The organism is Paenibacillus taichungensis, assembly GCF_003287275.1.
GTDB classification, from domain to species: Bacteria; Bacillota; Bacilli; order Paenibacillales; family Paenibacillaceae; genus Paenibacillus; species Paenibacillus taichungensis_A.
In genome coordinates, this window is the sequence record NZ_QEVW01000009.1 from 366,117 (window position 1) to 391,940 (window position 25,824).

Annotated in this window: 21 protein-coding genes; 18 read left to right on the forward strand and 3 right to left on the reverse strand. The window is 45.6% G+C overall.

Annotated elements, in window-relative coordinates:
* Nucleotides 1–7 precede the first annotated feature (7 nt).
* The 15 genes from pflA to DC345_RS16510 all read left to right on the forward strand — a co-directional run bounded on the left by pflA (nt 8) and on the right by DC345_RS16510 (nt 19,591).
* Nucleotides 8–757 carry a pyruvate formate-lyase-activating protein gene (gene pflA, locus DC345_RS16440; protein WP_113053986.1) on the forward strand — a complete coding sequence of 250 codons (750 nt, stop codon included), beginning with the start codon at nt 8–10 and terminating at the stop codon, nt 755–757.
* Nucleotides 758–1,161: 404 nt separating this feature from the next.
* The gene (locus DC345_RS16445; RefSeq protein WP_113053987.1) at nt 1,162–2,526 is read left to right on the forward strand and encodes an extracellular solute-binding protein; all 1,365 of its coding nucleotides are present in this window, start codon (nt 1,162–1,164) and stop codon (nt 2,524–2,526) included.
* Nucleotides 2,527–2,689: 163 nt separating this feature from the next.
* On the forward strand, nt 2,690–3,574 hold the full coding sequence (locus DC345_RS16450; RefSeq protein ID WP_076291853.1) for a carbohydrate ABC transporter permease: 885 nt from the start codon (nt 2,690–2,692) through the stop codon (nt 3,572–3,574).
* The gene (locus DC345_RS16455; protein ID WP_063565672.1) at nt 3,574–4,404 is read left to right on the forward strand and encodes a carbohydrate ABC transporter permease; all 831 of its coding nucleotides are present in this window, start codon (nt 3,574–3,576) and stop codon (nt 4,402–4,404) included. Before DC345_RS16450 ends, DC345_RS16455 begins: the two co-directional genes overlap by 1 nt.
* Before the next feature lie 31 nt (nt 4,405–4,435).
* Entirely contained in the window at nt 4,436–6,277 is a 1,842-nt protein-coding gene (locus tag DC345_RS16460) for a cache domain-containing sensor histidine kinase (RefSeq protein ID WP_113053988.1), read from the forward strand.
* A complete protein-coding gene (locus DC345_RS16465) occupies nt 6,274–7,908 on the forward strand; it encodes a response regulator (protein WP_113053989.1) in 1,635 nt (544 codons plus the stop codon). The genes DC345_RS16460 and DC345_RS16465 overlap by 4 nt, the downstream gene beginning before the upstream one ends.
* Nucleotides 7,909–7,921: 13 nt before the next feature.
* Nucleotides 7,922–9,583 carry a beta-N-acetylhexosaminidase gene (gene nagZ, locus DC345_RS16470; protein ID WP_113053990.1) on the forward strand — a complete coding sequence of 554 codons (1,662 nt, stop codon included), beginning with the start codon at nt 7,922–7,924 and terminating at the stop codon, nt 9,581–9,583.
* Nucleotides 9,584–9,869: 286 nt separating this feature from the next.
* Nucleotides 9,870–12,137 carry a stalk domain-containing protein gene (locus DC345_RS16475; RefSeq protein ID WP_113053991.1) on the forward strand — a complete coding sequence of 756 codons (2,268 nt, stop codon included), beginning with the start codon at nt 9,870–9,872 and terminating at the stop codon, nt 12,135–12,137.
* A 360-nt stretch (nt 12,138–12,497) separates the two neighbouring features.
* Entirely contained in the window at nt 12,498–12,962 is a 465-nt protein-coding gene (locus DC345_RS16480) for a Fur family transcriptional regulator (protein WP_113053992.1), read from the forward strand.
* A gap of 2 nt (nt 12,963–12,964) precedes the next feature.
* Nucleotides 12,965–13,216, forward strand: a complete 252-nt coding sequence (gene yidD / locus DC345_RS16485; protein WP_113053993.1) for a membrane protein insertion efficiency factor YidD — start codon at nt 12,965–12,967, stop codon at nt 13,214–13,216.
* 613 nt (nt 13,217–13,829) lie between these two features.
* Complete coding sequence (metG, locus tag DC345_RS16490) at nt 13,830–15,860, forward strand: methionine--tRNA ligase (protein WP_397333673.1); 2,031 nt, start codon at nt 13,830–13,832, stop codon at nt 15,858–15,860.
* Between the two features lie 319 nt (nt 15,861–16,179).
* Nucleotides 16,180–17,163 (forward strand): metal ABC transporter solute-binding protein, Zn/Mn family, encoded by a 984-nt coding sequence (locus tag DC345_RS16495; protein ID WP_258530692.1) that lies wholly within the window; start codon nt 16,180–16,182, stop codon nt 17,161–17,163.
* Nucleotides 17,164–17,216: 53 nt separating this feature from the next.
* Entirely contained in the window at nt 17,217–17,975 is a 759-nt protein-coding gene (locus tag DC345_RS16500) for a metal ABC transporter ATP-binding protein (protein ID WP_076291860.1), read from the forward strand.
* 50 nt (nt 17,976–18,025) lie between these two features.
* On the forward strand, nt 18,026–18,829 hold the full coding sequence (locus DC345_RS16505; RefSeq protein ID WP_024631018.1) for a metal ABC transporter permease: 804 nt from the start codon (nt 18,026–18,028) through the stop codon (nt 18,827–18,829).
* Nucleotides 18,830–18,877: 48 nt separating this feature from the next.
* Entirely contained in the window at nt 18,878–19,591 is a 714-nt protein-coding gene (locus DC345_RS16510) for a cytochrome c biogenesis CcdA family protein (RefSeq protein WP_113053995.1), read from the forward strand.
* Nucleotides 19,592–19,738: 147 nt separating this feature from the next.
* Here the strand turns inward: DC345_RS16510 and splB are convergent, their stop codons facing one another.
* On the reverse strand, nt 19,739–20,809 hold the full coding sequence (gene splB / locus DC345_RS16515; RefSeq protein ID WP_076291862.1) for a spore photoproduct lyase: 1,071 nt from the start codon (nt 20,807–20,809) through the stop codon (nt 19,739–19,741).
* Nucleotides 20,810–21,040: 231 nt separating this feature from the next.
* Here splB and mntR point away from each other — a divergent pair, with 231 nt between their 5' ends.
* From mntR to DC345_RS16530, 3 genes are all read left to right on the forward strand, one after another.
* Nucleotides 21,041–21,469 (forward strand): transcriptional regulator MntR, encoded by a 429-nt coding sequence (gene mntR / locus DC345_RS16520; RefSeq protein WP_076291863.1) that lies wholly within the window; start codon nt 21,041–21,043, stop codon nt 21,467–21,469.
* A gap of 209 nt (nt 21,470–21,678) precedes the next feature.
* Nucleotides 21,679–23,277 carry a family 10 glycosylhydrolase gene (locus DC345_RS16525; protein WP_113053996.1) on the forward strand — a complete coding sequence of 533 codons (1,599 nt, stop codon included), beginning with the start codon at nt 21,679–21,681 and terminating at the stop codon, nt 23,275–23,277.
* Nucleotides 23,278–23,361: 84 nt separating this feature from the next.
* Nucleotides 23,362–24,363 carry a patatin-like phospholipase family protein gene (locus tag DC345_RS16530; protein WP_113053997.1) on the forward strand — a complete coding sequence of 334 codons (1,002 nt, stop codon included), beginning with the start codon at nt 23,362–23,364 and terminating at the stop codon, nt 24,361–24,363.
* 68 nt (nt 24,364–24,431) lie between these two features.
* Here DC345_RS16530 and DC345_RS16535 read toward each other — a convergent pair whose 3' ends face one another.
* Both DC345_RS16535 and DC345_RS16540 read right to left on the reverse strand, forming a co-directional pair.
* A complete protein-coding gene (locus tag DC345_RS16535) occupies nt 24,432–24,764 on the reverse strand; it encodes a hypothetical protein (protein ID WP_113053998.1) in 333 nt (110 codons plus the stop codon).
* 5 nt (nt 24,765–24,769) lie between these two features.
* On the reverse strand, nt 24,770–25,762 hold the full coding sequence (locus DC345_RS16540) for a DUF1385 domain-containing protein (protein WP_113053999.1): 993 nt from the start codon (nt 25,760–25,762) through the stop codon (nt 24,770–24,772).
* Nucleotides 25,763–25,824: the final 62 nt, after the last annotated feature.

A 25,824-nucleotide genomic window follows, 5' to 3' on the forward strand; every position in this document is an offset into this window, starting at 1 on the left:
AGGCAGCATGGTTAATGGACATATTCACTCACTCGAAACTTTCGGGATGGTAGACGGCCCAGGCATCCGCTTCGTGCTTTTTATGCAGGGATGTCTGCTCAAATGCCAGTATTGTCACAATCCGGATACATGGGCACTGGATGGTGGCAGGGAAATGAGTGTGGAGGAGGTATTGGCTGAAATCGAGCCATACCTGTCCTACTATCGCAGTTCCGGCGGAGGACTTACGGTATCCGGCGGGGAGCCAACATTACAGGCTCATTTTGTAGCCGAAGTTTTCAAAGAAGTGAAACGCCGTTGGGGATTGCATACTACGCTGGACAGCAACGGTTTCAATGAACCGGATCGGATTCATGATTTGTTGGATAACACGGACCTGGTTTTGTTGGATCTGAAGCACATCAATGATGAGAAACATATCAAGCTGACAGGCAAATCCAACGAGAGAACATTGCGCACCGCACAATGGTTATCGGACAATGGACGAAAAATGTGGATTCGCCACGTGTATGTGCCAGGGATCCACAATGAGGAAGAAGACTTGCACAATCTGGGGCGGTTTATTGGAACGCTAAATGGAGTCGAGAAGTTCGAAATCCTGCCTTATCATCAGATGGGAATCTACAAATGGCAGGCGCTGGGGAAAGCCTATCCGCTTGATGGTGTTTCTTCTCCGAGTGATGAGGAAGTGGAACGAGCGTATCGTTTGATTGAACAAGGTCGTGCGGAGACAGCGGGCATGACTTGCTCCAAATAAGTAACAACAGTTACAAATAAATTGAACTATCTATTTACACGAGAACGTAGAGGACAGAAATAAGCTGGAGAAGCGGAGCGTTCGCCTTTATTCCCAGATTTTCACCTTTGTAAAAGTGAATCAAAAAAATCGGGGGATAACAGCGATCGGAAGGTTGTTCTGTCATCGGAGTGGCAAGTGTAAATATTCTTTAGTTCAACTTATTTCCAACCAAGCAGTCTTTGCGAACATGTTTCGCAGGGGCTGTTTTTTTGTGCTGTTATCTATTGTAAATACAAGATTATTTGTCCAGTGAAGGATTTTATCCCTCCATTGATGAATTGTCATCCTTACGATGTAAGCTACAACTTTTTATAATCAGAGTGTAAAGCCAAATGCTCAATATCTTGAGGGGGGTCATACGAATGAAAAAAGGAATGACATTACTGCTTTCATTATTGCTAATCACATCATGGACATTGGCAGGTTGTTCGAGCTCAACTAACGAACCACAACAGGGAGCAGGCAATACGCCTGCGGAGCCAAGCAAGGAACCGGTTGAGATGCTTCTCCGTCACACTCAGGTGGGTGCCGACAAACAAAAAAGGCTGGCCATTCTGCAGGACGTTGTGGCCAAAGTGGAGAGTGAAGTACCTAACCTGACCTTTACACTGGACGGAGTTGAATCCGATGTAAACCGTAAGGAGAAGCTTCGTGGTGAGATGGCAGCAGGCAATCCGCCGGATATCTTCGAATTGTTCGGCAGTCCGGACTCCAAAGTATATGCCAAAGAGGGCATGTTGTTGGATCTCACGCCAATCTTGCAAGAGCTGGGCATTCAGGACCAATTTTCATCGCTTGAACCATTCACCTATGAAGGTAAAGTCTACGGACTGCCTATTGGCGGATCGGGAGAAGGTTTCTTCTACAATAAAGAGTACTTTACGCAAAAAGGTTGGAAAGCGCCTTCAACAATGGCTGAGCTGGATAATATGCTCGCTGAGATCAAGGCTGATGGCAAAGTGCCACTTGCTTCTGCTTCCAAAGCAGGCTGGGTTCCACTCATGTTAACGAACCATCTGTGGTCCCGTTACGCTGGACCTGATATTACGGCGAAGTTTGCTACAGGCGAAGCCAAGTGGACTGATCCAGGCGTTGTCGCAGGATTCGCGAAGCATAAGGAATGGGTGGATAAAGGTTACTTCAAAAAAGGTGAGCTTGGCTTTGAGTATGCAGAATATACAACTCAATTTACGAGTGGTGAAGCGATTCTGATGTACGACGGAACATGGAAATCGTCTGTATTCAAGGAAGGACAGAGCGGTGAGTCACTCATTGGCAAGGTTGGTTTCTTCAATATGCCTCCAGTAGAGAACGGTGCAGGAGATCAAACAGCCCTGATGCGTGACGTCAATAACGGATACGGCTTCTCCGCAGCGGTTGCGGATGATCCTCAGAAGCTTGCGGCTGTTAAAGCCTTTATCAAAAACTTCTACAACGAAGATATGCAAGTTCGTGGACTCGTAGAAGACGGTGTGTTACCAGCGATGAAATTGGATGAAAAAGTGCTGACAGACAGCATCACTGACGATTTGATGAAAGAAATTGTAGCTGTTCTGAATGCATCGCAGACTTCATTCCCGGCTTTCGATGCACTCGTTCAAGCCGATGTAACGACAGAGATCAGTAACTTGCAAATTCAGAAGCTGGTTGGTGGACAAACGACACCAGAGAAAATGGCTGAAGAATTGCAGAAGGTTCAGGAAGAGGCTAATGCTTCAGTAGAATAAACGATCTTTAAGCGAAGAAGAGTACCTGCTAACACCATGCTGGTTTACCCCGGTTGGAACACTGCCGGGGTAAAACCCTTGGTCCTATCTAGAGAATTACACTGCTGAGGAATCTGCTCTATATATGAGCATAAGAAGTTGAAGTCACTGAAGGAGGTAGATCATGAATACTTCACTCCGCAGCCCGCTGATCTATACGTTGTTTGTGTTGCCGGCACTGATCCTGTTTATCATGTTTTTCCTGTATCCTATCGGCAGTTCGCTCTATTACAGTCTGACCAGTTGGAACGGTGTATCCGCAGAGCCTCGTTTTGTGGGACTGTCCAACTATGCAAAAGCTTTGACAGATGAACGTTTTTGGATTTCTACGCGCAATAACGGTTTCTTTATCGCATTTTCGGTTTTGATCCAGGTGCCTCTCATTGTGTTGTTTTCCCTGCTCATTGCAAACGTGAAGAGATTGAAGGGATTATACAAAACAGCCGTCTTTTTGCCTTCCATTATGTCAACGGCAGTTATCGGTATTCTATGGGGGTTCATCTACGAGCCTAACATCGGCCTGTTGAATCAATTACTTGAAACGGTAGGAATCTCGCCGGTCTATTGGTTGTCCGATAACCGATTCGCAATGATATCCATTCTCGTAACCAATGCGTGGCAGTGGACGGGATTCTATATTGTCATGGTTTTGGCGGCCATTCTGGCTATTCCCAAGGACCTGGATGAAGCGGCAGCCATTGATGGAGCAACAGCCGTACAAAGAGCTTTCAAAATTACATTGCCACTTATCAGACCTATCATTTCTGTCGTCATTATGTTATCCATTGCCGGGGCGATGAAGGCAGCTGATATTGTTCTGGTTATGACCAAAGGTGGACCCGCAGGCTCTACCGAAGTGCTTGCCACGTATATGATCAAATATGCGATTACCAATTTTAAATACGGTTATGGCAATACGATTGCGGTTCTGATCTTTGCTCTGACGCTTGTGCTCACCGCGGTATATCAGTTGCTGGTGGCGAGACGCAACGAAAGGGTGGAATATTGATGGTAAAGAACATAAAAGGCAGTATACCTCATGTTTTGTTGATGTTGTATCTACTTGCGATTCTGTTTCCCTTCTTATTCGTAATTTTTTCTTCATTTAAGCAGGATAACAACGAAATTGCACTAAATCCGTTCGGTCTGCCTTCCACTTGGGTGTTTAATAACTACGTGGAGGCTTGGGTAAATGCCAAGATTGGAACGTATTTTTGGAACAGTATGTATATTTCGGTCTTGTCCTCAGTCGGAACCATTGTGCTTGGTGCCATGTTTGCCTTTGCTATAACACGGATGAGACACCGCAAATGGAGCATGTTACTGTACAGTCTCATTCTGGCGGGTATGCTGATTCCAAACAATGCGCTCATGCTGCCGATTTATTTGCTTGTCCGCAAGCTCGGCATTTTGGATACTCATTTGGCGCTAATCATTCCTTATGTTGCGAATGCAATTCCGTTCACGATTATTATTTTGGCTGCTTTTATGCGGTCGCTTCCTGGGGAAATTGAGGAAGCGGCGGTTATGGATGGGTTGAGGGCTCCGGGTATCTTTGCTAGAATAGTGATACCCCTTACAGTTCCAGCCATTGTTACGGTGTTTATCGTGAATTTCCTCGGCAACTGGAACGAATTTTTACTCGCCAACTATTTCTTATCCACCGATAAACTGCGTACACTGCCTGTCGGCATGGTCCAGTTTCGTGATCAGTATCAAATGAATTATGCCCAGATGTCAGCAGGCATTGTATACAGTGTTGTACCGGTTGTAGTAATCTACGCCATATTGCAGGAGAAAATCATTGAAGGCGTAACGGCAGGTAGTGTTAAAGGTTAATTAACGATGCGTTATATAGGGAGAACGGGAAATGAACTTGCGGATGAAGCTGGCCATGGCATTTCTGTTGCTCATCATTGTACCGATGTGCACGCTTGGAATCGGCATGTTCTTGGTCACATCACATACGATTGAGAAAAAATACAATCAGCAGTCTGAATATGCACTCCAGGCGATTAGCTATAATATCGAGAATGTTTTTCAGCAGATCAACAATGTCACGGACAACGGCATTGCCACATCGGTATTCCAGATGGCTTTGAACGCCAAAGATCCGAGCAAACAGGATCTTGGAATCGGTAATCAATTGTCGCTGAATGCCAGCCAGCGTAATTTCCGTTCCCTTTTATACAACTACCCGTTCATCAGTTATGCCTTTTTGTATGATTTGCGTCCGCGTTCGTCTCAGGATAACCAGATTGTTTCTATATTTACGAAAGAAAATTTTCAAGCGCTTCCTTTTCAACAATTTAAGGTTCATCCAATATTCAAAGAAATCCAGGAACTCAACGGCGTGCCCAAATGGCTGGCCCCTCTGGAATATCCTGAACTGACGGGCGTAGAGCCTGTCTTTACTCAGATTCGGTTGGTCAAGGAACTCAGTTATTTTCAGAATATTGGGGTTCTTGTTGTTCAGATTAAAAAAGGGGAGATGGACCGCATCTTCCGCCATTTGCAAATAAGTGATCCTGCACAAGATACTTCGTTCCTGCTGATCAATGAAGAAGGTCTGATTGTATACGATCCTTCTGGACGTTATAGCGGAGAAAGGATGGAGAATCTGGGTGTGCGTTCTGGAATTTACGGACCAGGGTTCAGCAGCACCAGAGCAGTGTTCGATGGCAGTGAAAGCATCATTTCACAATATCATCTGAAAAACTATAACTGGAGTCTGGTCAGTGTCACTTCATGGGAAGCATTATCGGCAGAGACGAATGTGTTCGCAGGTTGGTCGATTATTATCATTCTGCTGTGCCTGCTTGCTGCGATGGTTTTCAATGTGTTTTTCATGAACCGGATTACAGGCAATATTGCGGTACTCGTGCGATTCATGAGACGTGTAGATGATGGAGACTTTAATGCCCGGGTCGAAGGAAGTGGCTTTGACGAGATGCAGCTGCTTGCCCAAGGGTTCAATGAATTGCTGGATCGCATCGGAGGTCTGTTCCGACGTGTGCGTGCAGAGCAGGAACAGAAGGCAAAGGCAGAACTACGCGTGCTTCAAGCCCAGATTAAACCTCATTTTCTATTCAATACGCTGGAATCCATTAACGGACTAGCCATGAGGGGAGAAGGGCGTAAAGTAAGTGAAATGGTAACACGTCTTGGCAATATGCTGCGGATCAGTATTCAGGATCAGGAGGAGATCTCGCTTAGTGAGGAGTTACGGCACCTGCAGAGTTATCTTGAGATCCAGCATTACAGGTTTAGTGATTTGTTCCGGTACGAGATTGACATTCCATCTCATCTGTACACCTCATCTATACTCAAGCTTACCCTTCAACCTCTTGTGGAAAATAGTATTCAGCATGGGTTCGAGGGAATTGAATATCAGGGTATACTTCGGATCAGTGCATTTGTGGAAAGGAATAACTTGGTGCTGCGAGTTGAGGACAATGGTATCGGTATTCCCCAGGAAATGTTGGCTCGATTCGAATACATGGCAGAAGACCCGCCTGAATACATCATGGCTGAGGGAACGAAGCCGCTGTCTTCAATGGCAGAGCGTCGAGGGCTGGGTTTAAGAAGTGTTGCAGATCGGATAAGGATTCAATATGGGGCCGGATATGGGGTGTTTATATGTTCCTCTCCGGGACATGGCACCGTCATTCAATGTATTATTCCACAATATGAGCAGGGGGAAGATGAATGAATCTAACCGCGTTGCTGGTTGACGATGAGCTGCCGATTTTGGAGAATTTGAGTTTTATTTTGCCATGGGAAGACATGGGCATTGAAATTGTGGGTACGGCCAGAAGCGGGTCAGAAGCACTGGATAAAGTTGCAGAATGTCACCCTGACATCATGTTATGTGATATTCGCATGCCCTCTATGGATGGTCTGGAGCTGATTCAAATATTGCGGGAACAAGGAGAAACTTGTGAGATTATTTTGCTGACAGGATATCAGCAGTTCGAGTATGCTCGTACAGCCATTCGTTACAATGTCCATGAATACATATGCAAGCCAATCGATTACCTGGATCTGGAACAGAAATTGCGTGAGCTTGCCAGTCAGATTCAGAAGAAACGGTTGGAAATGGAGGCTGAACGCCACCGTAAATCGGAGATGGAAGTATGGGTAAAGCATAAACATATCATTGACCTGATGCGAAAAGAGGAGGATTCGTTATTTTCTTCCCCTCCTTCTTCCCCGGAAACACAGGCATCTTCGTTACGGTATATTCTGCTGCTTATCGATGTGTCGGGTTACTTCAAACATTCGATCGGCTGGTCTGGGGCACAGCACCAAAGCTGGCATGGAATGATCCGTTCCAAACTTAGGGAGATTACAGACCGGATTTGTGAAGGAACTCTGCTGATTTCGGCCCGTAAGGGAGAATGGTGCATGTTGGTGGAGGCGTCAGATGAATGGAAACTGCGAGCAGATGTACTGGCTCAACAGGTTCAATTGGAACTAGATACGACATTTGAGATGGGTTCAGGCATGAAGACAAGAGTCATTCAGGATGTTATGCCTGTGAAACTGGATGATCAGATGGCTGAGCGATACCGGCATTGTCAGCGATTGCTGATCATGAATGATTCTAATCAGCGCAGCGATGCGCTGGAACAACAATCTGCTGAGCACTCTATCATGTCATCCAAAGAACCTTCCAGCAGGACAACAATGTGGGTTACAAAAGAGGATTTGGACTTGATCACCCGCTGGATCAGACAGGGAAATAAACAAGGATTGATAGACCTGCTCGTGCGGCTCAAACATCGGATGAGCGAGCATAAGAGTAAGCTGGATGGCGTAGCCGAAAATAGTCTGCGTTTTCTGCTGGTACATATGCTTCGTGAATTGCGCGAAGTACATGTCATGGCTGAACAGGACGAAATGCACTTCTGGAGTGCATTGCATTCAGCAACCTCCATCAAGGAATTAATCGAACTGGCGGAGGCACTTGCTTATGCTTGTCATGATAAGAAAAGTGTACCTCGCCCCTCTGTGTCGGAGCTGATCAGTTCTGCGTGCGAGTATATGAACGCCAGACTGGAATGTGATCTGGGCATTGATGAGGTAGCTGATTGGCTGGGCATCAGTCCGGGCTATTTTTGCCAGCTGTTCAAAAATCAGATGGGTGTAACCTTTGTTGAATATATGACCCATAAGCGGATGGAGAGTGCAGCCTTATTATTGAGTACGACGGAATGGAGTATTACAGCCATTGGAGAAGCGACGGGGTATAAGGAGCGGCGATATTTCTCCAAAGTGTTCCATAAACATTTTCACATGAAACCATCAGAATTCAGGTCAAACCAAAGAGCAGGTTCATAATGGGGAGGAAAGCATGCGTATGAATTCGATCGATAAGCTTTCATTGGAACAGCGGGTAGGACAGATGTTTATGTGTGGATTCCATGGACAGCATGCAGATGAACAGATCAATCAACTGATCCGTGATTATCATGTTGGAGGCGTCATTTATTTCAGGCGGAATGTGGCAAGCGTAGACCAGTTAAAACAACTGTCTTCCGAATTGCAATCGATCGCGGCTGAAGCCGGAGATTTACCTCTGATGATCTCCGTGGATCAGGAGGGCGGGATGGTGGCCCGGATTGACAAAGAGGGAGTGACCCAGGTACCTGGAAACATGGCGCTGGGAGCGACGGGGAATCCAGACTATACCCTTGAATGCGCACAAATTCTAGGTCATGAATTAAAAAACATCGGTATTGATATGAACCTCGCTCCAGTGTTGGATGTGAATAACAACGTTCTTAACCCGGTCATCGGCGTGCGCTCCTATGGCGAGAATGCGGAGAGCGTAGCAGCTCATGGTGCAGCAGCCATCAAAGGGTATCAATCCCGAGGCGTTGCTGCGACAGCCAAACATTTTCCCGGACATGGAGATACAGCGGTGGATTCTCATCTGGGGATGGTCACTGTACCTCATGATCGTAACAGACTGGATCAGGTGGAGCTGTTGCCTTTCCATCGCGCTATCGAGGCCGGAGTGGATGCTATTATGACAGCTCACGTTATCTTCCCGGCAATTGAACCGGAGCCGATTCCAGCTACATTGTCCCGTAAAGTATTGACGGGGCTGTTACGCGAAGAAATGGGCTTTGATGGCATTATTATTACTGACTGTCTGGAAATGCATGCGATATCCAAGCCATATGGTGTGGCCGAGGCAGCCATTCGTGCCGTGGAGGCAGGTGCCGATCTAATTCTGGTCAGTCACACACTGCAAGATCAAATTTCGGCTGTGGAAGCTGTTGTGGGAGCTGTTCGTACTGGACGAGTGGATGAAGCCACCATTAACCAGGCACTGGAACGTATTATTTCATGGAAGACAGCGCGTTGTGGTCATTGGAAGCATACGTTTGTCTCTATGGAAGAGAATGATGCTATATCAGATGGATCTGATGAGGATGGGATCACGTTCTCAACAAAAGAGAAAGATGAATCATCAAGGTCGCTGGCCTCCATCGAATCCAGATTGGATGAGATTGCTTCCAATAGCATTACTGTAGTTCAGAGTGATGGATTGCTTCCCTTAAACCCTGAGAAGAATGTGTATGTCATCTGGCCCGAGGTTGTGCAGCGGACAGAAGTGGATGAACCATGGTCTCATACAGATTCACTTGGCGTGGCGTTATCGCAGCTGAGAGGCGGAGTTCGGGAGCACAAAATAACGACACAGCCCACTTATGATGAAGCGGATCAGATACTGAAAGATGTGTCGGATGAAGATCAAATCATCGTATGTACTTACACTTCCGCAGGCCATCTTCCGAAAGGACAACATCATTTGGTTCAAAAACTTAGTGAGAAGCATTCCTTGATTGTAGTCGCTCTGCGTAATCCATATGATCTATTGGAGATTCCGACGCCGGGAAGTTATGTATGTACGTACGAGAACACTCCTGCAGTGGTTCGCGCATTGTCCCTCGTCTTAACAGGTGAATTGAAGCCAACAGGACGCTTGCCCGTCAGTTTACGTTAGCATATTCGAAAACTCTATATTCTCTATATCTCTCTGTGGCATGGTGCTTATTCAACCATGCTTTGGAGAGATTTTTTTATTGGGATTTGTGACAGGCAGCAATACAGAATTCGTTTTGAGTCGAAGGTGTAATAGATAACTATTTTCATAGTATTTTCGCTCTATTAAATGTTTACAATTCTTATCAAATATTTTTAGCAACTTTTCCCGGTACTAAGCGTCTAATAGTATGACTTTTTGAGGGGGATATTTATAAAATGGGAGCAGAAGGAGCCAAAGACAAAGAATGAATTTGAAGAAGAAATTATCCATACTTACCACTTTAGCTGTATTCCAAGCGTTTGCAGCGATTCCAGCGAATGCACTAGCAGCCGATCAAAGTGATACAACAACAACAAATACAGCCAATGTTAAATCCGTGGAGGTTGTGAAGAAAGAACAAACAATCTCGGAATCGGATGTAAAGTCTGGGTCAGATACAAAACAGCCTGATAACAATGATAACAATGCAGTCGAAGGAACAAACCCGGTGACGAATGAACCTACCGGTACAGATGTTACTCCGATTGACCCTGTTATAGACCCTGCTGATGAAGAGGATGCGGGAGAGGAAACAACAGTTCCAACAGCTCCAGTTGAGGTAGAGCAACCATCCACAAGTGGTCAATCTGTAGCCGGAAGTAAAGGCGGAGATCTGACACTTTATATGAACAGCAACAAAATGGTGCAAGACGGCAAAACATATCTTGCCGGACAGCCGATGGCTGTTAAAAATGGAGTATCTTATGTAGCGATCCGCGCACTGGTTGATCGGGTTGGTTATGAAGTGAAATATGACAATACAACCAAAGAAACCATTATTATTAGTGGCGAAGATGAGCTTCGCTTCAAAACAAATAGTAGCATTTACACTGTTAACGGTGAATCCAGAACGATGAAAGGCCCTGCCTATCAACAAAAAAATACGTTCATGGTGCCACTGACGTCGATTACTCAGGCACTCAATATTACTTATAAAGTTAATCAATCTGCCAAGACTGTTGTACTGAACCTGAATACAAAACCGGTAGCCAGCTTCACCGTACCAAAAGAGATTTTTGTAGGAGATACGGTGACCTACAACACTAAATCCAGCTCTCCAAAGGGATTGGACATCGTAGACGAGCGCTGGACTGGCCGTCAGGATTCGTTTGACCAACCAGGAACATATACGGTAACGTATGCTGTCCAGGATTCAAGCGGACAATGGAGTGATCCGTACTCTGTTACGATTCAGGTTCAAAAACCGAATCTTCCCCCTGTAGCGATGTTTACGACAGACAAGGAAGAGTACAAAATGGGTGAAAAGATCACTTATATTGATCAAAGCACCGATGATGAAAACGCTATTGTGAAAACCGTATGGGAAAACAATGCTCTGGCATTCTTTGTTCCGGGACCAAAGACAGTAACAATTACCGTTACGGACAAACATGGTGCTAGTAACAGCTATACCAAGAATGTCAATATCACAAATGAAACACTGTATACTATCTCTGATTTTAATCAGTTGTTCACGCCGGTAGGTGATAAGTTCAGCTTCAACGGCAGTGAAGTTCCTGCCATGGAGAAAGTTCCGTACACTTATTACGATGAGCAAAGTGTACTGATTCGTAGTAACAGCCCAGAAACCGTTAATTTGGAAGGGATTGTGTACAAAGAGTCTTCAATCGGTCAGACCCGTTTCATGATTCACCATGTAAATAACACCGGTAAAAATGTGAAAATGTACGTTGTTGCTACGAATAATAATATGTACGCATCAACACTAGAGCAGCAAAATATGGGCTTCGCGGGTCCTTCGCCATTCGCAACAGTAGCCGGAAGGTTATCGATTGAGCGTTGGTTCCATTCCATGCAAGATGGCACTGGAAAATTGAATGTTGTGTTGCAGCCAGGAGAGAGCAAATTGATTCTTACTGAACTCAATGCTCTTCCTATGAAGCAAGGGCAAGTAATTTCACTTTATTCTGATGTTTTCAGCGACTACAGGCTGGATTATAACATTATCATGATCGAAGAAAATAAAGATCCGATGGCTGTATGGTCCACACTGCCTGTTCTGGATCGTGATGGTGTGCACAACCGTGGTACGTATCCGAATGCAACACGTGTCATTACGTATGACCAAGAAGTAGGTTCGAAGCCCGCTCGTCTGCCGCTCGGGGATAATGCAAGTGACCCGAACCTGGTCGGCACAGACCCTATGGCCTATACGGAAGCTTCTAACGCAGGTAACTTCGGCGTACTTTACAAAATCACACTGAACAATGTGGCTCCGCGCACGCTGATCTCATTCAACCCTCGTGGTGGTAGATACTCGGGTGTAGCACTCGTTAATGGTCAGGTTGTGCAGATTTCGAATGGCAGCAAATCCTTAAGTGCACCAAATGAACAAAGTGTACTCTATCGTACAGGTTCGTATGGCGAAGCTGTAACGATTGTGTTCTCGGCTGCACCAGGAAGCAACCTTCCTGTCAACTTGCTGTTCACACCGCTTCCGACAGAGAAGTAATTGTTTCACCTTTTACCAGGAACGGACGGTTTATGCTATATATCCTGTCACCCCAAAAGTCGCCCGAAGGATTAAACATCTGAACCGTCAGGAAAGGACTCCATGTTCATGGGGTCCTTTTTAATTGTGACTGAAGCGACGGCGGGCCCAGGTTCGTTCGTTGACTATGAACTTCATTTAAGGCATTATTAGTAGTATATAAATCAAGCATAAGTATCAGCATTTGCATAAATTGATTCCACAGGTTAACGGGTACATTACCTAGACGAATAAAACCATTTCGTTCTAAGTATCGCTGGAATGGAACTCGCTCTCTGGGAGTTATGCATAATGCTCGAATGACAGGAGGTGCTTTAGATCATGCTGTCGACAGAACAGATTATTACTACCATGTCCTCGCAGGGGCTCCGCATTACGGATCAGCGGAAGACACTGGCCCGGTTATTTGCTGAATCCCCTGGGTATTTGACACCCAAGGACGTCTATGAATATATGGGTAAAACTTACAGCGGACTGAGTTTTGACACGGTGTACCGGAATTTGCGTGTCATGCAAGAATTGGGTGTGCTGGAGCAGGTCATCTTTGAAGATGGGGTGAAGTTCAGAGCACATTGCAGCGAGGATCACCATCACCACCATATGATCTGTCTGAAATGCCAAAAGACATATCCAATCGTTTTTTGCCCAATGCAGCTCGCAGATGCGCCTGAGCAATTCCAGGTTGTTGATCATAAATTTGAAGTTTTCGGGTACTGTAAGGACTGTGCTGACCATATGCCGGCCAAAGTGTCATCTGGTCATCAGCACACTCACGGGAAGCACTGACGATGAAGTTATCCCGCAGACTGGTTCAGGCTCCCATTCGGGTGTATCGCAGCTATATCTCTCCTTTGAAGCCGCCGACATGTCGTTTCTATCCCACTTGTTCGGCTTACGCGATGGAGGCGGTTGAGGTGCACGGTGCGTTCAAAGGATCATTGCTTGCGGCAAAGCGTATTGCGAAATGCCATCCGTTTCATCCAGGTGGAGTGGATCTGGTGCCGCCGAAGGCTGAAAAGACTGTGATGGTATCGGATTAACAATTCAATGGTCATTTTTGCCGGATTGAGTTGATTTAAGATTGCTGTCCACTTGACAAAGGAGGCAGTATTTCAGTATATTTTTGGTATGTACAGCTGTTCAAAAAGTTTGGTTTTCAGTACCAAGAAGAGGGGATGAAGCTAGAAATGGAGTAGCGGAGCGTAGGGAAACTACGTGAGTAACGGACATTTCGGCTGAATTTCATATTCGATGCTGATGATGCCACTAGGCATCATTCGTAATCAAAATTGGACTTTTTGAACAACTTCTATAATGATTTCCAGTGAAGGGATAAGTACAGACACACCCCCAGTGCAGAGAGCCGGATGAGCTGAGAACCGGTCTGGGAGGAGGATGGAATATGGTCCCGGAGGAACCTCTTTCGAGCGTGCAGACGTTGATTAGAACGGCTGTCGTAAGGCTGAGGCGTGATCCAGCGTTAATGGGCGGTCGAAGGACCGACAGAGCCTGTGGTTTGTGAAAAGCACGGGGAATTTGGGTGGTAACACGTGAGAGCAACTCTCGTCCCATACAGGGACGAGAGTTTTTTGTGTTCTTTTTTAGGCAAATGCAATGAAAAAGCAGGACCATACGAAGGAGGAGAAGTCATCTATGGCTGATCAAAAAACATTTTATCTGACAACACCGATTTATTATCCGAGTGACAAACTGCATATCGGGCACGCCTACACGACTGTAGCGGGTGACGCCATGGTTCGTTACAAACGTCTGCGCGGCTATGCAGTTCGTTATTTAACAGGAACCGATGAACACGGACAGAAGATTGAACGCAAGGCACAGGAGAAAGGACAGTCACCGCAGGCTTTTGTAGACGACATCGTTGTGGGCATCAAGGAACTGTGGAACAAACTGGACATTTCCAATGACGACTTCATTCGTACGACGGAAGAACGCCACAAAACAGTGGTTCAGGATATCTTTGACCGTTTGTTGAAACAAGGGGATATCTACAAAGGTGAGTACGAAGGTTGGTATAGTATCCCGGATGAGACCTATTACACGGAAACCCAGCTGGTTGATGTGGAGAAGAATGACAATGGTGAAATTATTTCGGCCAAAAGTCCGGATAGCGGACATCCGGTGGAGCTGGTAAAAGAAGAATCTTACTTCTTCCGGATGAGCAAGTATGCTGATCGTTTGCTGAAATATTATGAAGAGAATCCAGGCTTTATTCAGCCGGAGTCCCGTAAAAATGAAATGATCAACAACTTCATCAAGCCGGGTTTGGAAGACTTGGCTGTATCCCGGACAACTTTTGAATGGGGTGTCAAAGTTAAAGGTGATCCGAAACACGTTGTATACGTATGGATTGATGCGTTGTCCAACTATATTACAGCTCTAGGCTATGGATCATCCGACGAATCGCTGTACAACAAATTCTGGCCAGCAGATGTACATCTGGTAGGGAAAGAAATTGTTCGATTCCATACGATTTACTGGCCGATTATGCTGATGGCGTTAGACCTACCTTTACCGAAGAAAGTATTCGCTCACGGTTGGCTGTTGATGAAAGACGGCAAAATGTCCAAATCAAAGGGCAATGTCGTTGACCCGGTAACCTTGATTGACCGTTATGGTCTGGATGCACTGCGTTATTACCTGCTGCGTGAAGTTCCATTTGGTTCAGATGGTACATTTACTCCAGAAAGCTTTGTAGAACGTGTAAACTCCGATCTGGCCAATGACCTTGGAAACCTGTTGAACCGTACGGTAGCCATGGTGGACAAATATTTCGAAGGCAAAGCGCCTGAATTTACTTCTGGTGTAACTGAATTTGATGCATCTCTTGAAGAAGCGGGTCTTGCTGCTGTGGAGAAAGTGGAGCAGGCTATGGAAAACCTGCAATTTTCCGTAGCACTAACAGCGATCAGTCAATTTGTTAGCCGCAGTAACAAATACATTGACGAGACTCAGCCTTGGGCTCTGGCTCGTGATGAAGCGAAACGCAATGAACTGGCATCGGTAATGTCGCATCTGATTGAAAGCTTGCGGATTGCTTCCATCCTCTTGCAACCGTTCTTGACACGTGCTCCGCGCAAAATCTGGGAACAACTCGGCATCCAAGAAGGTGAACTGACGGCTTGGGATTCAGCGAAGCAATGGGGCGTTATCCCGGCTGGAAACGCTTTGCAGAAGGGTGATCCAATCTTCCCGCGTCTGGACTCTGAACAGGAGATTGCATATATTGCTGAAGCGATGACTGGGGGTAAAAAAGCTGAAGTGCAGCCTGAGGCAGCTCAAGTTGATGCTGGAGGCTCTTCGGAAGCGGCTCAACCTGTCACAGCACCAGAAGGCAAAGAAGAGATCGGTATTGATGATTTCGCTAAAGTGGAACTTCGTGTCGCTCAAGTAATTGCCTGTGAACCAGTCAAGAAAGCCGATAAATTGCTGAAGTTGCAGCTGGATCTTGGCTATGAGCAACGTCAGGTTGTATCAGGAATCGCGAAGTTTTATTCACCTGAAGATATGGTTGGACGCAAAGTCATCTGTGTGACGAACCTCAAGCCTGTGAAATTGCGCGGTGAACTGTCCCAGGGCATGATCCTGGCAGCGTCTCATGGCGACCAGCTTACACTGGCAACAGTGCCTGATAATATGCCTAATGGTGCACAAGTGAAATAAGAATTTGACCCGTGCAACCAAGGATTTGATTTATATAGTTGTATAGAAGGTGGCTCGATGCGAATCGGGTCACTTTTTATTTTGGGATGAAATCGGATCTGATGCGAAGAAAACAAGCATATACTGTTATGAACTCCGTGCTCAAGGAAAGAATGAATAGGACAGAGCGGCTTGACAAGTTCGAGCAGGTTACCTATAATTCTTTCAGTAATGTTTACGATTAAGAGATGCGGAGTGAATACTAGTGAAACTTTATAATGGAAGAAATCTAGACCAGGTAAACCGGACTTTAGTGTCAGGTAGAAGAAGGCATATAAAATTGTTGCTCAGCGGTCTGCTTGTTCTTAGTTTGCTCATATTGTCAGCATGCGGTCAGAATAATTCGGAGAGTGCCAAGCTGGTGGAAGGCAAAGTGAACGTCATCACGAGTTTCTATCCTGTCTATGCGTTTACTTCGACTATTGGCGGAGAAGATGCAAATGTCATTAATTTGCTGCCAACTGGTGTTGAACCACATGACTGGACGCCGAAGAGCCAAGATATAGTGAATACATCCAAAGCCGAGTTGTTTCTATACAATGGTGCTGGTCTGGAAGGATGGGTCCCCAACTTCCTGAAGTCACTGAATAGTGATACCAAGGTGAAGTCAGTTGCAGTCAGTGAAGGGGTTACTCTATTGACTGCTGAAGGTGATGATGGACACGGTCATGGTGAAGAACAGGTGGATGAACATAGCGACAAACATGCAGATGAAGCTAATGCAGAGGACATCGCAGACCATCATGTGGACCCTCATACGTGGGTAAGTCCAAAATCGGCAATGGTAATGGCTGAGAATATTAAAAACAGCTTGGTTGAAGTAGACCCTGCACATAAAGAAGGATATGAACAACGTTATGAAGAGTTGCGGACCAAGTTGGAAACACTGGATCAACACTTTACGGATGAATTGTCCAACGTACCCAACAAGGAAATTGTCGTATCGCACCAAGCCTTTGGGTACCTTGCACGTGATTACGGGTTGACCCAGCATGCCATTATGGGACTTTCTCCAGATGCTGAGCCTACAGGCCAAGATATTGTGAAGTTGGCCAAGTTGGTGAAGGATGAAGGGATTAAATACATTTTCTTCGAAGAGCTGGTATCTGACAAACTGGCGAAAACTCTTGCCAATGAGGCGGGTGTAGAGACTATGGTCCTGAATCCGGTTGAAGGTTTAACCAAAGAACAGGCTGCCAACGGGGATGATTATTTCACCCTGATGGAGAAAAATTTGCAAAATCTGCTGATCGCATTAAAATAAGATAGACTGAAGGATTCGTTTGATCCTTATATATAATGAAGGGCGGCTTTGCCATGCAGCAAATCATGCCATTGTGTCATGATCCAATCATAGAGATCGAGAAACTATCATTTTCCTACGGTGACCAGCGAGTAATTGAAAATCTTGATTTTATGGTCCAGGAAAGGGATTTTGTCGGAATTATCGGTTCAAACGGGGCGGGCAAAACGACATTGCTGCGGATGTTGGTTGGACTTTTGCCTCCAGCTGAGGGAGATATCAAGCTATTCGGACAGTCGATCCGCCGATTCAAGGATTGGGAACGGATTGGCTATGTTCCGCAAAAAAATGCGTTTAACCCATTGTTTCCTGCGACGGTACGGGAAGTTGTGATGTCTGGCTTGTATAATAACAAGAATATGTTTCGCCGAATGTCTCGTAAATGTCAGCAGCAGTGCACAGATGCTATGCAGGTGATGCGGATTGAGGATTTGGCGAACAAACGGATCGGACAACTGTCCGGCGGACAGCAACAGCGTGTGTTTTTGGCGCGGGCGCTTATTAATCATCCTGACCTGCTAATTCTGGATGAACCGACGGTGGGTATCGACGCCGAATCCCAGGCCAGCTTTTTCGAATTGATTACCCATATGCATGAACACCACCGGATGACATTCTTGATGGTATCACATGATATGGACCGGATGGAGAGTTATCTCGGTTCCAAAGCAGCAGTGACAAACGGAAAAATACATTTCCATGTCCGTCATTCCCATGAGGTGGAAGACTGCGCCGAGACTAATTTGCAGCATACCACCACCCAGGTACGTTAGACGCGAGTGCGCAACCAGATTAGAGCAAGGCCGAAGGAGTCGTGTGTGTTTTGGAAATTTTAATGAGTGATTTTTTTCAGCGGGCGTTGGCGGGGGGACTGCTAATCGGCATCACCGCACCATTAATCGGATTGTTCCTGGTGCTGCGCCGGTTATCCATGATTGGGGATACTTTGTCTCATGTAACTATCGCCGGGGTTGCACTTGGATTCCTGATTGAAGTGTATCCGATTGCGGTGGGGCTTATTTTTGCCGTGCTTGCGTCATTTGCAATAGAGAAACTGCGCAAGGCGTACAAAAGTTATGCCGAGTTATCGATCGCGATAATCATGTCCGGTGGGGTGGCGCTGGCTTCATTGTTCTTCACGCTGGGCAAAGGATATAATACAGATGTTATGAGTTACCTGTTCGGCAGTATTTATACACTAGACTCCACGGATTTGAAGCTGGTCGGTGTGGTCACGCTAATCGTGGTCATCGTTGTAGCACTGTTACATAAGGAGTTTTTCCTGCTCAGCTTTGAAGAGGATGCCGCGGCGGTTACCGGATTGCCCGTGAAACTGCTTAACATGTTGATTACCGTGATGACAGCCCTTGTCATTAGTACGGCGATCAAAATCGTGGGCGCATTGCTGGTATCCGCACTGCTGACCATTCCGGTAGCTGTAAGCTTGCTGATGGCACGAAGTTTCAAATCGGCGATTATATTGTCCGTGGTCATTGGCGAAATTGCTGTGGTCATCGGACTGGTTGTGGCCGGGATCTGGAACCTTGCACCAGGAGCAACAATTGTACTTTTGCTTATTATGATGCTGATTCTTACGATGATTGGAAAAAAAGGGTTCCGAGCCTGAGTTTGAACGTGAGCAAGTGAGCCCCCAGGGAAGGGAGACATCCGCTTCATGCCTGATGTTAATGTGTGGCTGGCTTTTGTAGCAGGATTAGCTTCGTTTATATCGCCATGCTGTCTTCCGCTGTATCCATCGTATCTTTCATACATTACGGGGATGACGGTACAACGGTTGAAGGATGAGCGTAATCAGCGTGAAGTTCGCTTCAAGACATTGACTCATACGCTGGCATTTATTTTGGGCTTCTCGGCTGTGTTTTATTCGCTCGGACTGGGAGCTGGATTGTTTGGCCAATTTTTCAATGATAACCGTGATCTCATTCGTCAATTATCTGCGATCTTGATTATGTTAATGGGTTTATTCCTGCTTGGTTTGTTCAAACCTCAGTTTCTGATGAAAGAGCGCAAGATAGATATGAAATGGAAACCAGCGGGGTACTTGGGCTCATTTATTTTTGGCATTGGTTTCTCGGCAGGCTGGTCGCCTTGTATTGGACCGATTTTGACTGCAATCATCGCGATGGCTGCGAGCGAACCGACAACCTGGTTGGCTTTAATTACGGGTTATACGGCCGGATTTGCATTACCGTTCTTCATTCTGGCCTTTTTCATCGGTTCTACACGCTGGATCTTGCGTTATTCCAATATCATGATGAAAGCTGGAGGCGCATTAATGTTGTTCCTCGGTGTGCTGTTATTCACAGATCAGATGACGAAAATTACGATCTGGCTACAGCAAATTACACCAGACTGGATGATTATCTAGCGCATCAACAAGGTTTTTTGCTTTACTCCACGGTTATTCTAAATAAGAACAAAGCAGGCTACATGAAAACCAGAATAATTCTGGGCTCATGTAACCTGCTTTTTTAATCAATGGCTGTTGTTAAAGCTGCCAGTGCTGGATCTACGCTTAGGTGAAGTAATCAATGTTGGCCAGTGGGAAATGCTCAAAAATGCGCTCGGTAATAAATTCCCGCAGGGCATCCTGCTGATCATCTTTATACACATATTTGTACTGGCCCCAGCGGCCCCATTTCATTTTCCGCTTTTCGATATCCATCTCCAGCTTGGTTTTGGGGTATCGCTTCTCAATGGTGGCTTTTGCCGTTTTGGTAAAACGGTGCTGGATCATCTCAAAGGTTAGATCCTTGGTTGCTTCTTCGGGAAGTGTATCGGCAAGCTTTTGTAAAAGCTCACTATATCCTTCTTCCCATCCGTCGTACCACATAATTGGGGCAATAATGAATCCGAGCGGATATCCGGCATGAGCTATTTTGCCTGCGGCTTCAATTCGCTCTTCAAACCGCGAGGTAGCTGGCTCAAAATTTTTGATCACATAATCGGAATTTACGCTAAATCGGATACGAGTGTGTCCGTTATGCTTGATGTTTAATAAAGGATCAACATGATGATATTTGGTTACAAATCGAAGTCGTCCGTGTTCCTCATCCGCCATAAAACGAATGAGGTCACCGAGATTTCCTGTAATATGTTCCAGACCTACAGGATCTGATGTACATGCTGCTTCAAAACGGGTAAGTTCAGGTGCACGTTCCTCAATGTATCCCTTAGCAGCCTCGATGATCTCTTCGGTGTTTACATAGACACGGACATAGGGCTTGGCCCCAAGTGTTGTCTGAAGATAACAATAATGACAGTGGCCCATACAGCCTGTGGAGATGGGAATGGCATATTCGGCTGAGGGCTTCGATTGGTCAAACTTGAGTGTTTTACGCACGCCGACGACAAGAGTACGCTTCGCCATTCGGTACTTTTCCTGTTCCGTTTCACCAGGGAGATTGGTAATTCGATTATGGGATGTCGTCATCTGATATGGGATATCTCTGGAGGTAACCCATTCCATAATCCGCTTACCTTTCTCATATTCCAGCGCACCGGGTTCAAAATACACCAAATCGGGAATAAAGGGTTTAGTGCCTTTTGCTTTGCGAACGGGTGGTTGCGCTACACTTGTACTCACGAAATCACTCCTTTCAATACGGAACCTTGCTTAGTTTGCCTCGTTTAGAGATAAGTCACCCTTGCCAATACTTGCGTAATGCTGAGGAATTTAAGCGACGAGGAGTGTTATATGGACTGTAAATAGTGAATGAATTGTGCAGGACTTGCCAATGCGTATTGATAACATGTATCATTATAAGATAGTGATCAGGCAAGAATATTGTCGGTCAGAGAGAAGAGAGGGAAGCAGATGCCAACGCCCAGTATGGAAGATTATTTGGAGCGTATATACAAATTAATTGATGAAAAGGGCTATGCTCGTGTGTCTGATATAGCTGAAGGTTTGGAAGTACATCCTTCATCGGTGACGAAGATGATCCAAAAGCTGGACAAAGACGAGTACCTGATCTATGAGAAGTACCGCGGGCTGGTGCTTACGCCAAAAGGCAAAAAGATGGGCAAACGGTTGATGGAGCGCCATCATCTGCTTGAACAGTTTTTGACGACGATTGGTGTTCAGGAAGAAAACATTTACCAGGATGTTGAAGGGATTGAACACCATTTGAGCTGGGATTCCATTACCTGCATTGAATCTTTGGTTGAATATTTCCGCCAGGATGAGACTCGACTGCGTGATCTTAAAAGTATTCAGGATGTCATGAGCAATACAGAATCTTAATTTTTTAAAGCCAGACTTAACTGAAAAAATTACAATGAATACCCATTCAAAATCAGAGGATGCACCTGCCGCTAAAACGGTAGGCAGCATCCTTTTGCATTTTTCTGACCAAAATTTGGCGATAATTCGCAACTTAACAATCATTAGGAGCGTCTATTAAACTAGCAGAATTTGCCGCGAATTTATAATTATTTTGGAGGATTGCACTGATGAAGCTTCGTAACGGATTAATCCTGCTGCTCATTTTTGTTCTGGGTTTACAAACCTCAGGACTGACGGCGCAGGCAGCTAGTCAAAAGGAAATTGTGATTTATTTGGATGGTCAGCGTTTGGAGTCGGATGTGTCACCTTACATTTTGCCCAAAGTAAATGTAACGATGGTTCCACTGCGCGTCATTAGCGAAGGGCTGGGTGCATCTGTGCTCTGGTCACAGGCTACCCGCACGGTTACGATCAAGAAATCCGATTCAGTCATTACGATGACGAGTGGACGCCAGCAGGCAACGGTGGACAGTAGCGTGGTTGATCTTGATGCGTCGGTAGAACTGAAGCAAGGTCGTGTCATGGTACCGATTCGATTTGTCAGTGAGAACTTGGGAATTCAGGTCACCTGGAACCAGTCTGAGCAGACGATTAATCTGGACACAGGCAATGCTCCCAATCCTACACCAGTGACACCAGCAGAGCCTGGAGGGACGGGAACTACGCCAAATACAGATGAGATGCGAGGAGCCTGGATTTCGACTGTAAATGGAGACTGGCCTTCTTCTAGTGCCAAAGGAAATGTAGAAAAACAAAAGTTGGAGTTCATTCAGCAGCTTGATACGTTGAAGGATATGGGGATCAATGCCGTATTTGTTCAAGTGCGAGCCAATGGGGATGCGATCTATCCATCAGGTCTTGTACCGTGGAATAGTGTGCTAACAGGTACACAGGGGAAAGATCCTGGGTATGATCCACTTGCATTTATGATCGAAGAAGCACACAAACGTGGCCTTGAGTTCCATGCCTGGTTCAACCCGTTCCGGGCTACTAATTCGGCAACGACAACCGGGCTTGCAGCCAATCATGTATCCAAGCTTCATCCGGACTGGATTGTTAACGCATCAGGCAAACTGTATATTAATCCAGGCATTCCGGAAGCAAGACAGCATATTATTGATTCCATCATGGAAGTGGTTAATCAGTATGATGTTGATGGCGTACATTTGGATGACTACTTCTATCCTTCCAATGTAACGTTTAATGATGATGCGGCTTTCAAAGCATACAACACATTGAATACGAGTGACCGTGCTGAATGGCGCCGGGACAATATCAATCAATTCGTCAAGCAGCTTGGAGAGAGCATCCACAAGGTGAAAGCTGGCGTAGAATATGGCATTAGCCCATTTGGTGTATGGCGTAACAAATCGGTTGATATGACAGGTTCTGATACAAAGGCCGGAGTAACTGCTTATGACAGCATGAATGCAGATGTACGGACATGGATCAAGCAGGAGTGGATTGACTATGTTGCACCCCAAGTGTACTGGAGCATGACACTAAGTGCAGCACGATATGACAAGGTGGTAGACTGGTGGGCCAATGAAGTGGCAAATACCGATGTGAAATTGTATATTGGTCACTCTCCTTATAAGCTGGGCACACCGGAAATCGGGTGGCAGACATCCCAGGAGATCATTGATCAGCTTATATATAATGAGAAATATGATACGGTGAAAGGGGATATTTTCTTCAGTTCACAATACCTGACGAAAAATCCGCTTGGACTGATTACCAAATTAAAAGCCTATTATGGACTGTAAAACAATTTAACGTAATATGACCAACCCCTGTTCTCATACAGTTGCAGTAGTAGCATGGACTGCCTGGAGAACGGGGGTTTTATTGTGTTGATTAACGGAGTATTTGAAGGTGGCGGCGTAAAGGGGATTTCACTTGCTGGCGCTGTAAAGGGTGCGGAGGATCACGGTGTTGAGTTCAATCGCGTAGCGGGCACGTCATCGGGTTCTATCGTAGCTGCTTTGCTGGCGGCTGGCTATTCGGCGGAAGAGATGAAAGGCATTATCGAGAATACGCCGTTTGCTTCGTTGCTGCAACGTTCTCCCATATTTGATACCAAGTGGATCGGACCTGCCGCAAGGCTGTTTTTGAAGAAAGGTTTATATTCTGGGGAAGCTCTGGAAAGCTGGATTCGGGATATGCTGAAAAAAAAGGGGGTGCGGACGTTTGCTGATCTGCCTCCAGGTAAGTTGCTAATCATTGCATCTGATATTTCCAATGGTACCATTTTGGTGCTTCCAGACGATATTAAACGATTCGGAATTGATCCTTCGAAACTGGAAGTAGCCAAGGCCGTACGTATGAGCTGCAGTATCCCCTACTTCTTCGACCCGGTTGCCATTCGCAAATCCCCGATTCTATCCAAAGGTTTACGTTTTGCGGACCAGTTTGTTTACATCGTGGATGGCGCATTACTCAGCAATTTTCCGCTCTGGCTGTTTGATGGAGAGCGTACAGAACGTGGAGGAGACATCATCCCTGTAGTCGGTTTTAAGATGGTTGGCAAAACCGATGGAGAGCCAGCTAGAATCAGAGGACCTCTAAGCATGCTTCAGGCATTGGTCGAAACGATGCTTACTGCTCATGACGAGCGATATATCGAACAGGTTAATCGATTCCGTACTGTGAAAATTCCTACCCTTGGAATTAAACCTACGGAATTTCACCTTTCCATACAAGATAGCACAGCTTTATATCAATCTGGTGTTACCGCTGGTACTGAATTTTTCAGTGGGTGGAATACCAAGATATATGGTGAACAGCTGGACAAACAGAAACGAGAGCTAAGAAAGAAACAAGCGGAGAACCCGCCGCTGACTCCTGTATAAAAATGAAAAAGCAATTCTCCGCATGTTTGGAGAATTGCTTTTCTGTGTGTTTCGTCTGTATTAGCGCTCTAATGATACTTGGGTACGTCTTCATCACTTTTACCCTTTTGTCCCTGAATGACTTGGAAAGGATAATCCTTGCGTTTTTTGGAAGAACCGCTACTTTTTCGGGCACCAGACTGTGCATTAACTTTAGCCATGGTTTTAGCCGATGGTTTGATCTTCGGTGATGATGTCTTGCGTGCCCAGCGGCGGGGCGGATATTTATAGAGCAGGAACACAACTCCGAACACGACGAGGGGGATGATAATTTGGGATATACCTCCACTTCCCAGCCTAGTCAAGATTCCAATAGCAGCGAGTGCGATGAACGTCCAAAATATGATTGCCTGCTTCTTCATATCATTCACCCTTTCACAGGATCAAGTGTTGCAACAGAAACTTCCGACGTGGCCGATACGTTTGCGAGTTTGGCATCCAATTCACGCATACGGTTAAACGAAGCGATGGATACTTCTACCTGTTCATTTGTTGGCTCTTTGGTTGTCAGCAATTGCAGCCACAGCCCCGGGTATCCGAGATAACGAAGTACAGGAATGTCACGTACCGAGTTGGTCATCTTCAACAATTCGAATGAAATACCGAGTACTACTGGCAACAACAGTAACCGCTGTCCCATACGTTCCCAGAGGTTGTCGTATGTGAAGAGCGAGTACAAAAATATGCCGATAATGACAGTCAACATAATAAAACTGCTTCCGCAACGATAATGCAGACGGCTATACTTCTGCACATTCTCTGGTGTAAGTTCTTCTCCGGCTTCATGAGCACTAATGACTTTATGTTCAGCACCATGGTATTGGAACAAACGTTTAATCATTGGTGTCTGAGAAATCAGCCACAGATAGGCAAGCAACAGAATCAGCTTAATTCCGCCTTCCAGTAAATTATGCAAAAACTGATTGTCGAATGCATTTTTGAACAGAAAATTCTCAATGACAACCGGCAACAATGTAAGCACAATTTTACCAAAGAGGAACGAAAGGATAGCTACTGCAGTAACGCCGATAATCATGCTAAGGCTCCAACCTGAGCCTTCTTTTTCTTTTTGCTTTGCTTTTTCTTCAGGTTTCAGTTCATCATCAGCATATGCGTCAGCAGAATAATTGAGATGTTTGCTTCCTTTGACGCTCGAATCTATAATGCTGACAATCCCGCGCAGTAGTGGAATCCGCCGCAATTTCATGACCCAGGACTTGTCTTGCTTGGGAACTTCCAGATACGTAATTTCGCCGTCTTTTCTTCGCACAGCTGTAACGTTGACATGTTTACCGCCAAACATTACGCCCTCAATGACAGCTTGCCCCCCGTAGCTGACAGGCTTGGATTGTTGAGGCAAATTATTCACCTTCCTATTCTGTTCTAGGCCTTCATGGTTGAAGGCAGTTTTATAACCCTATT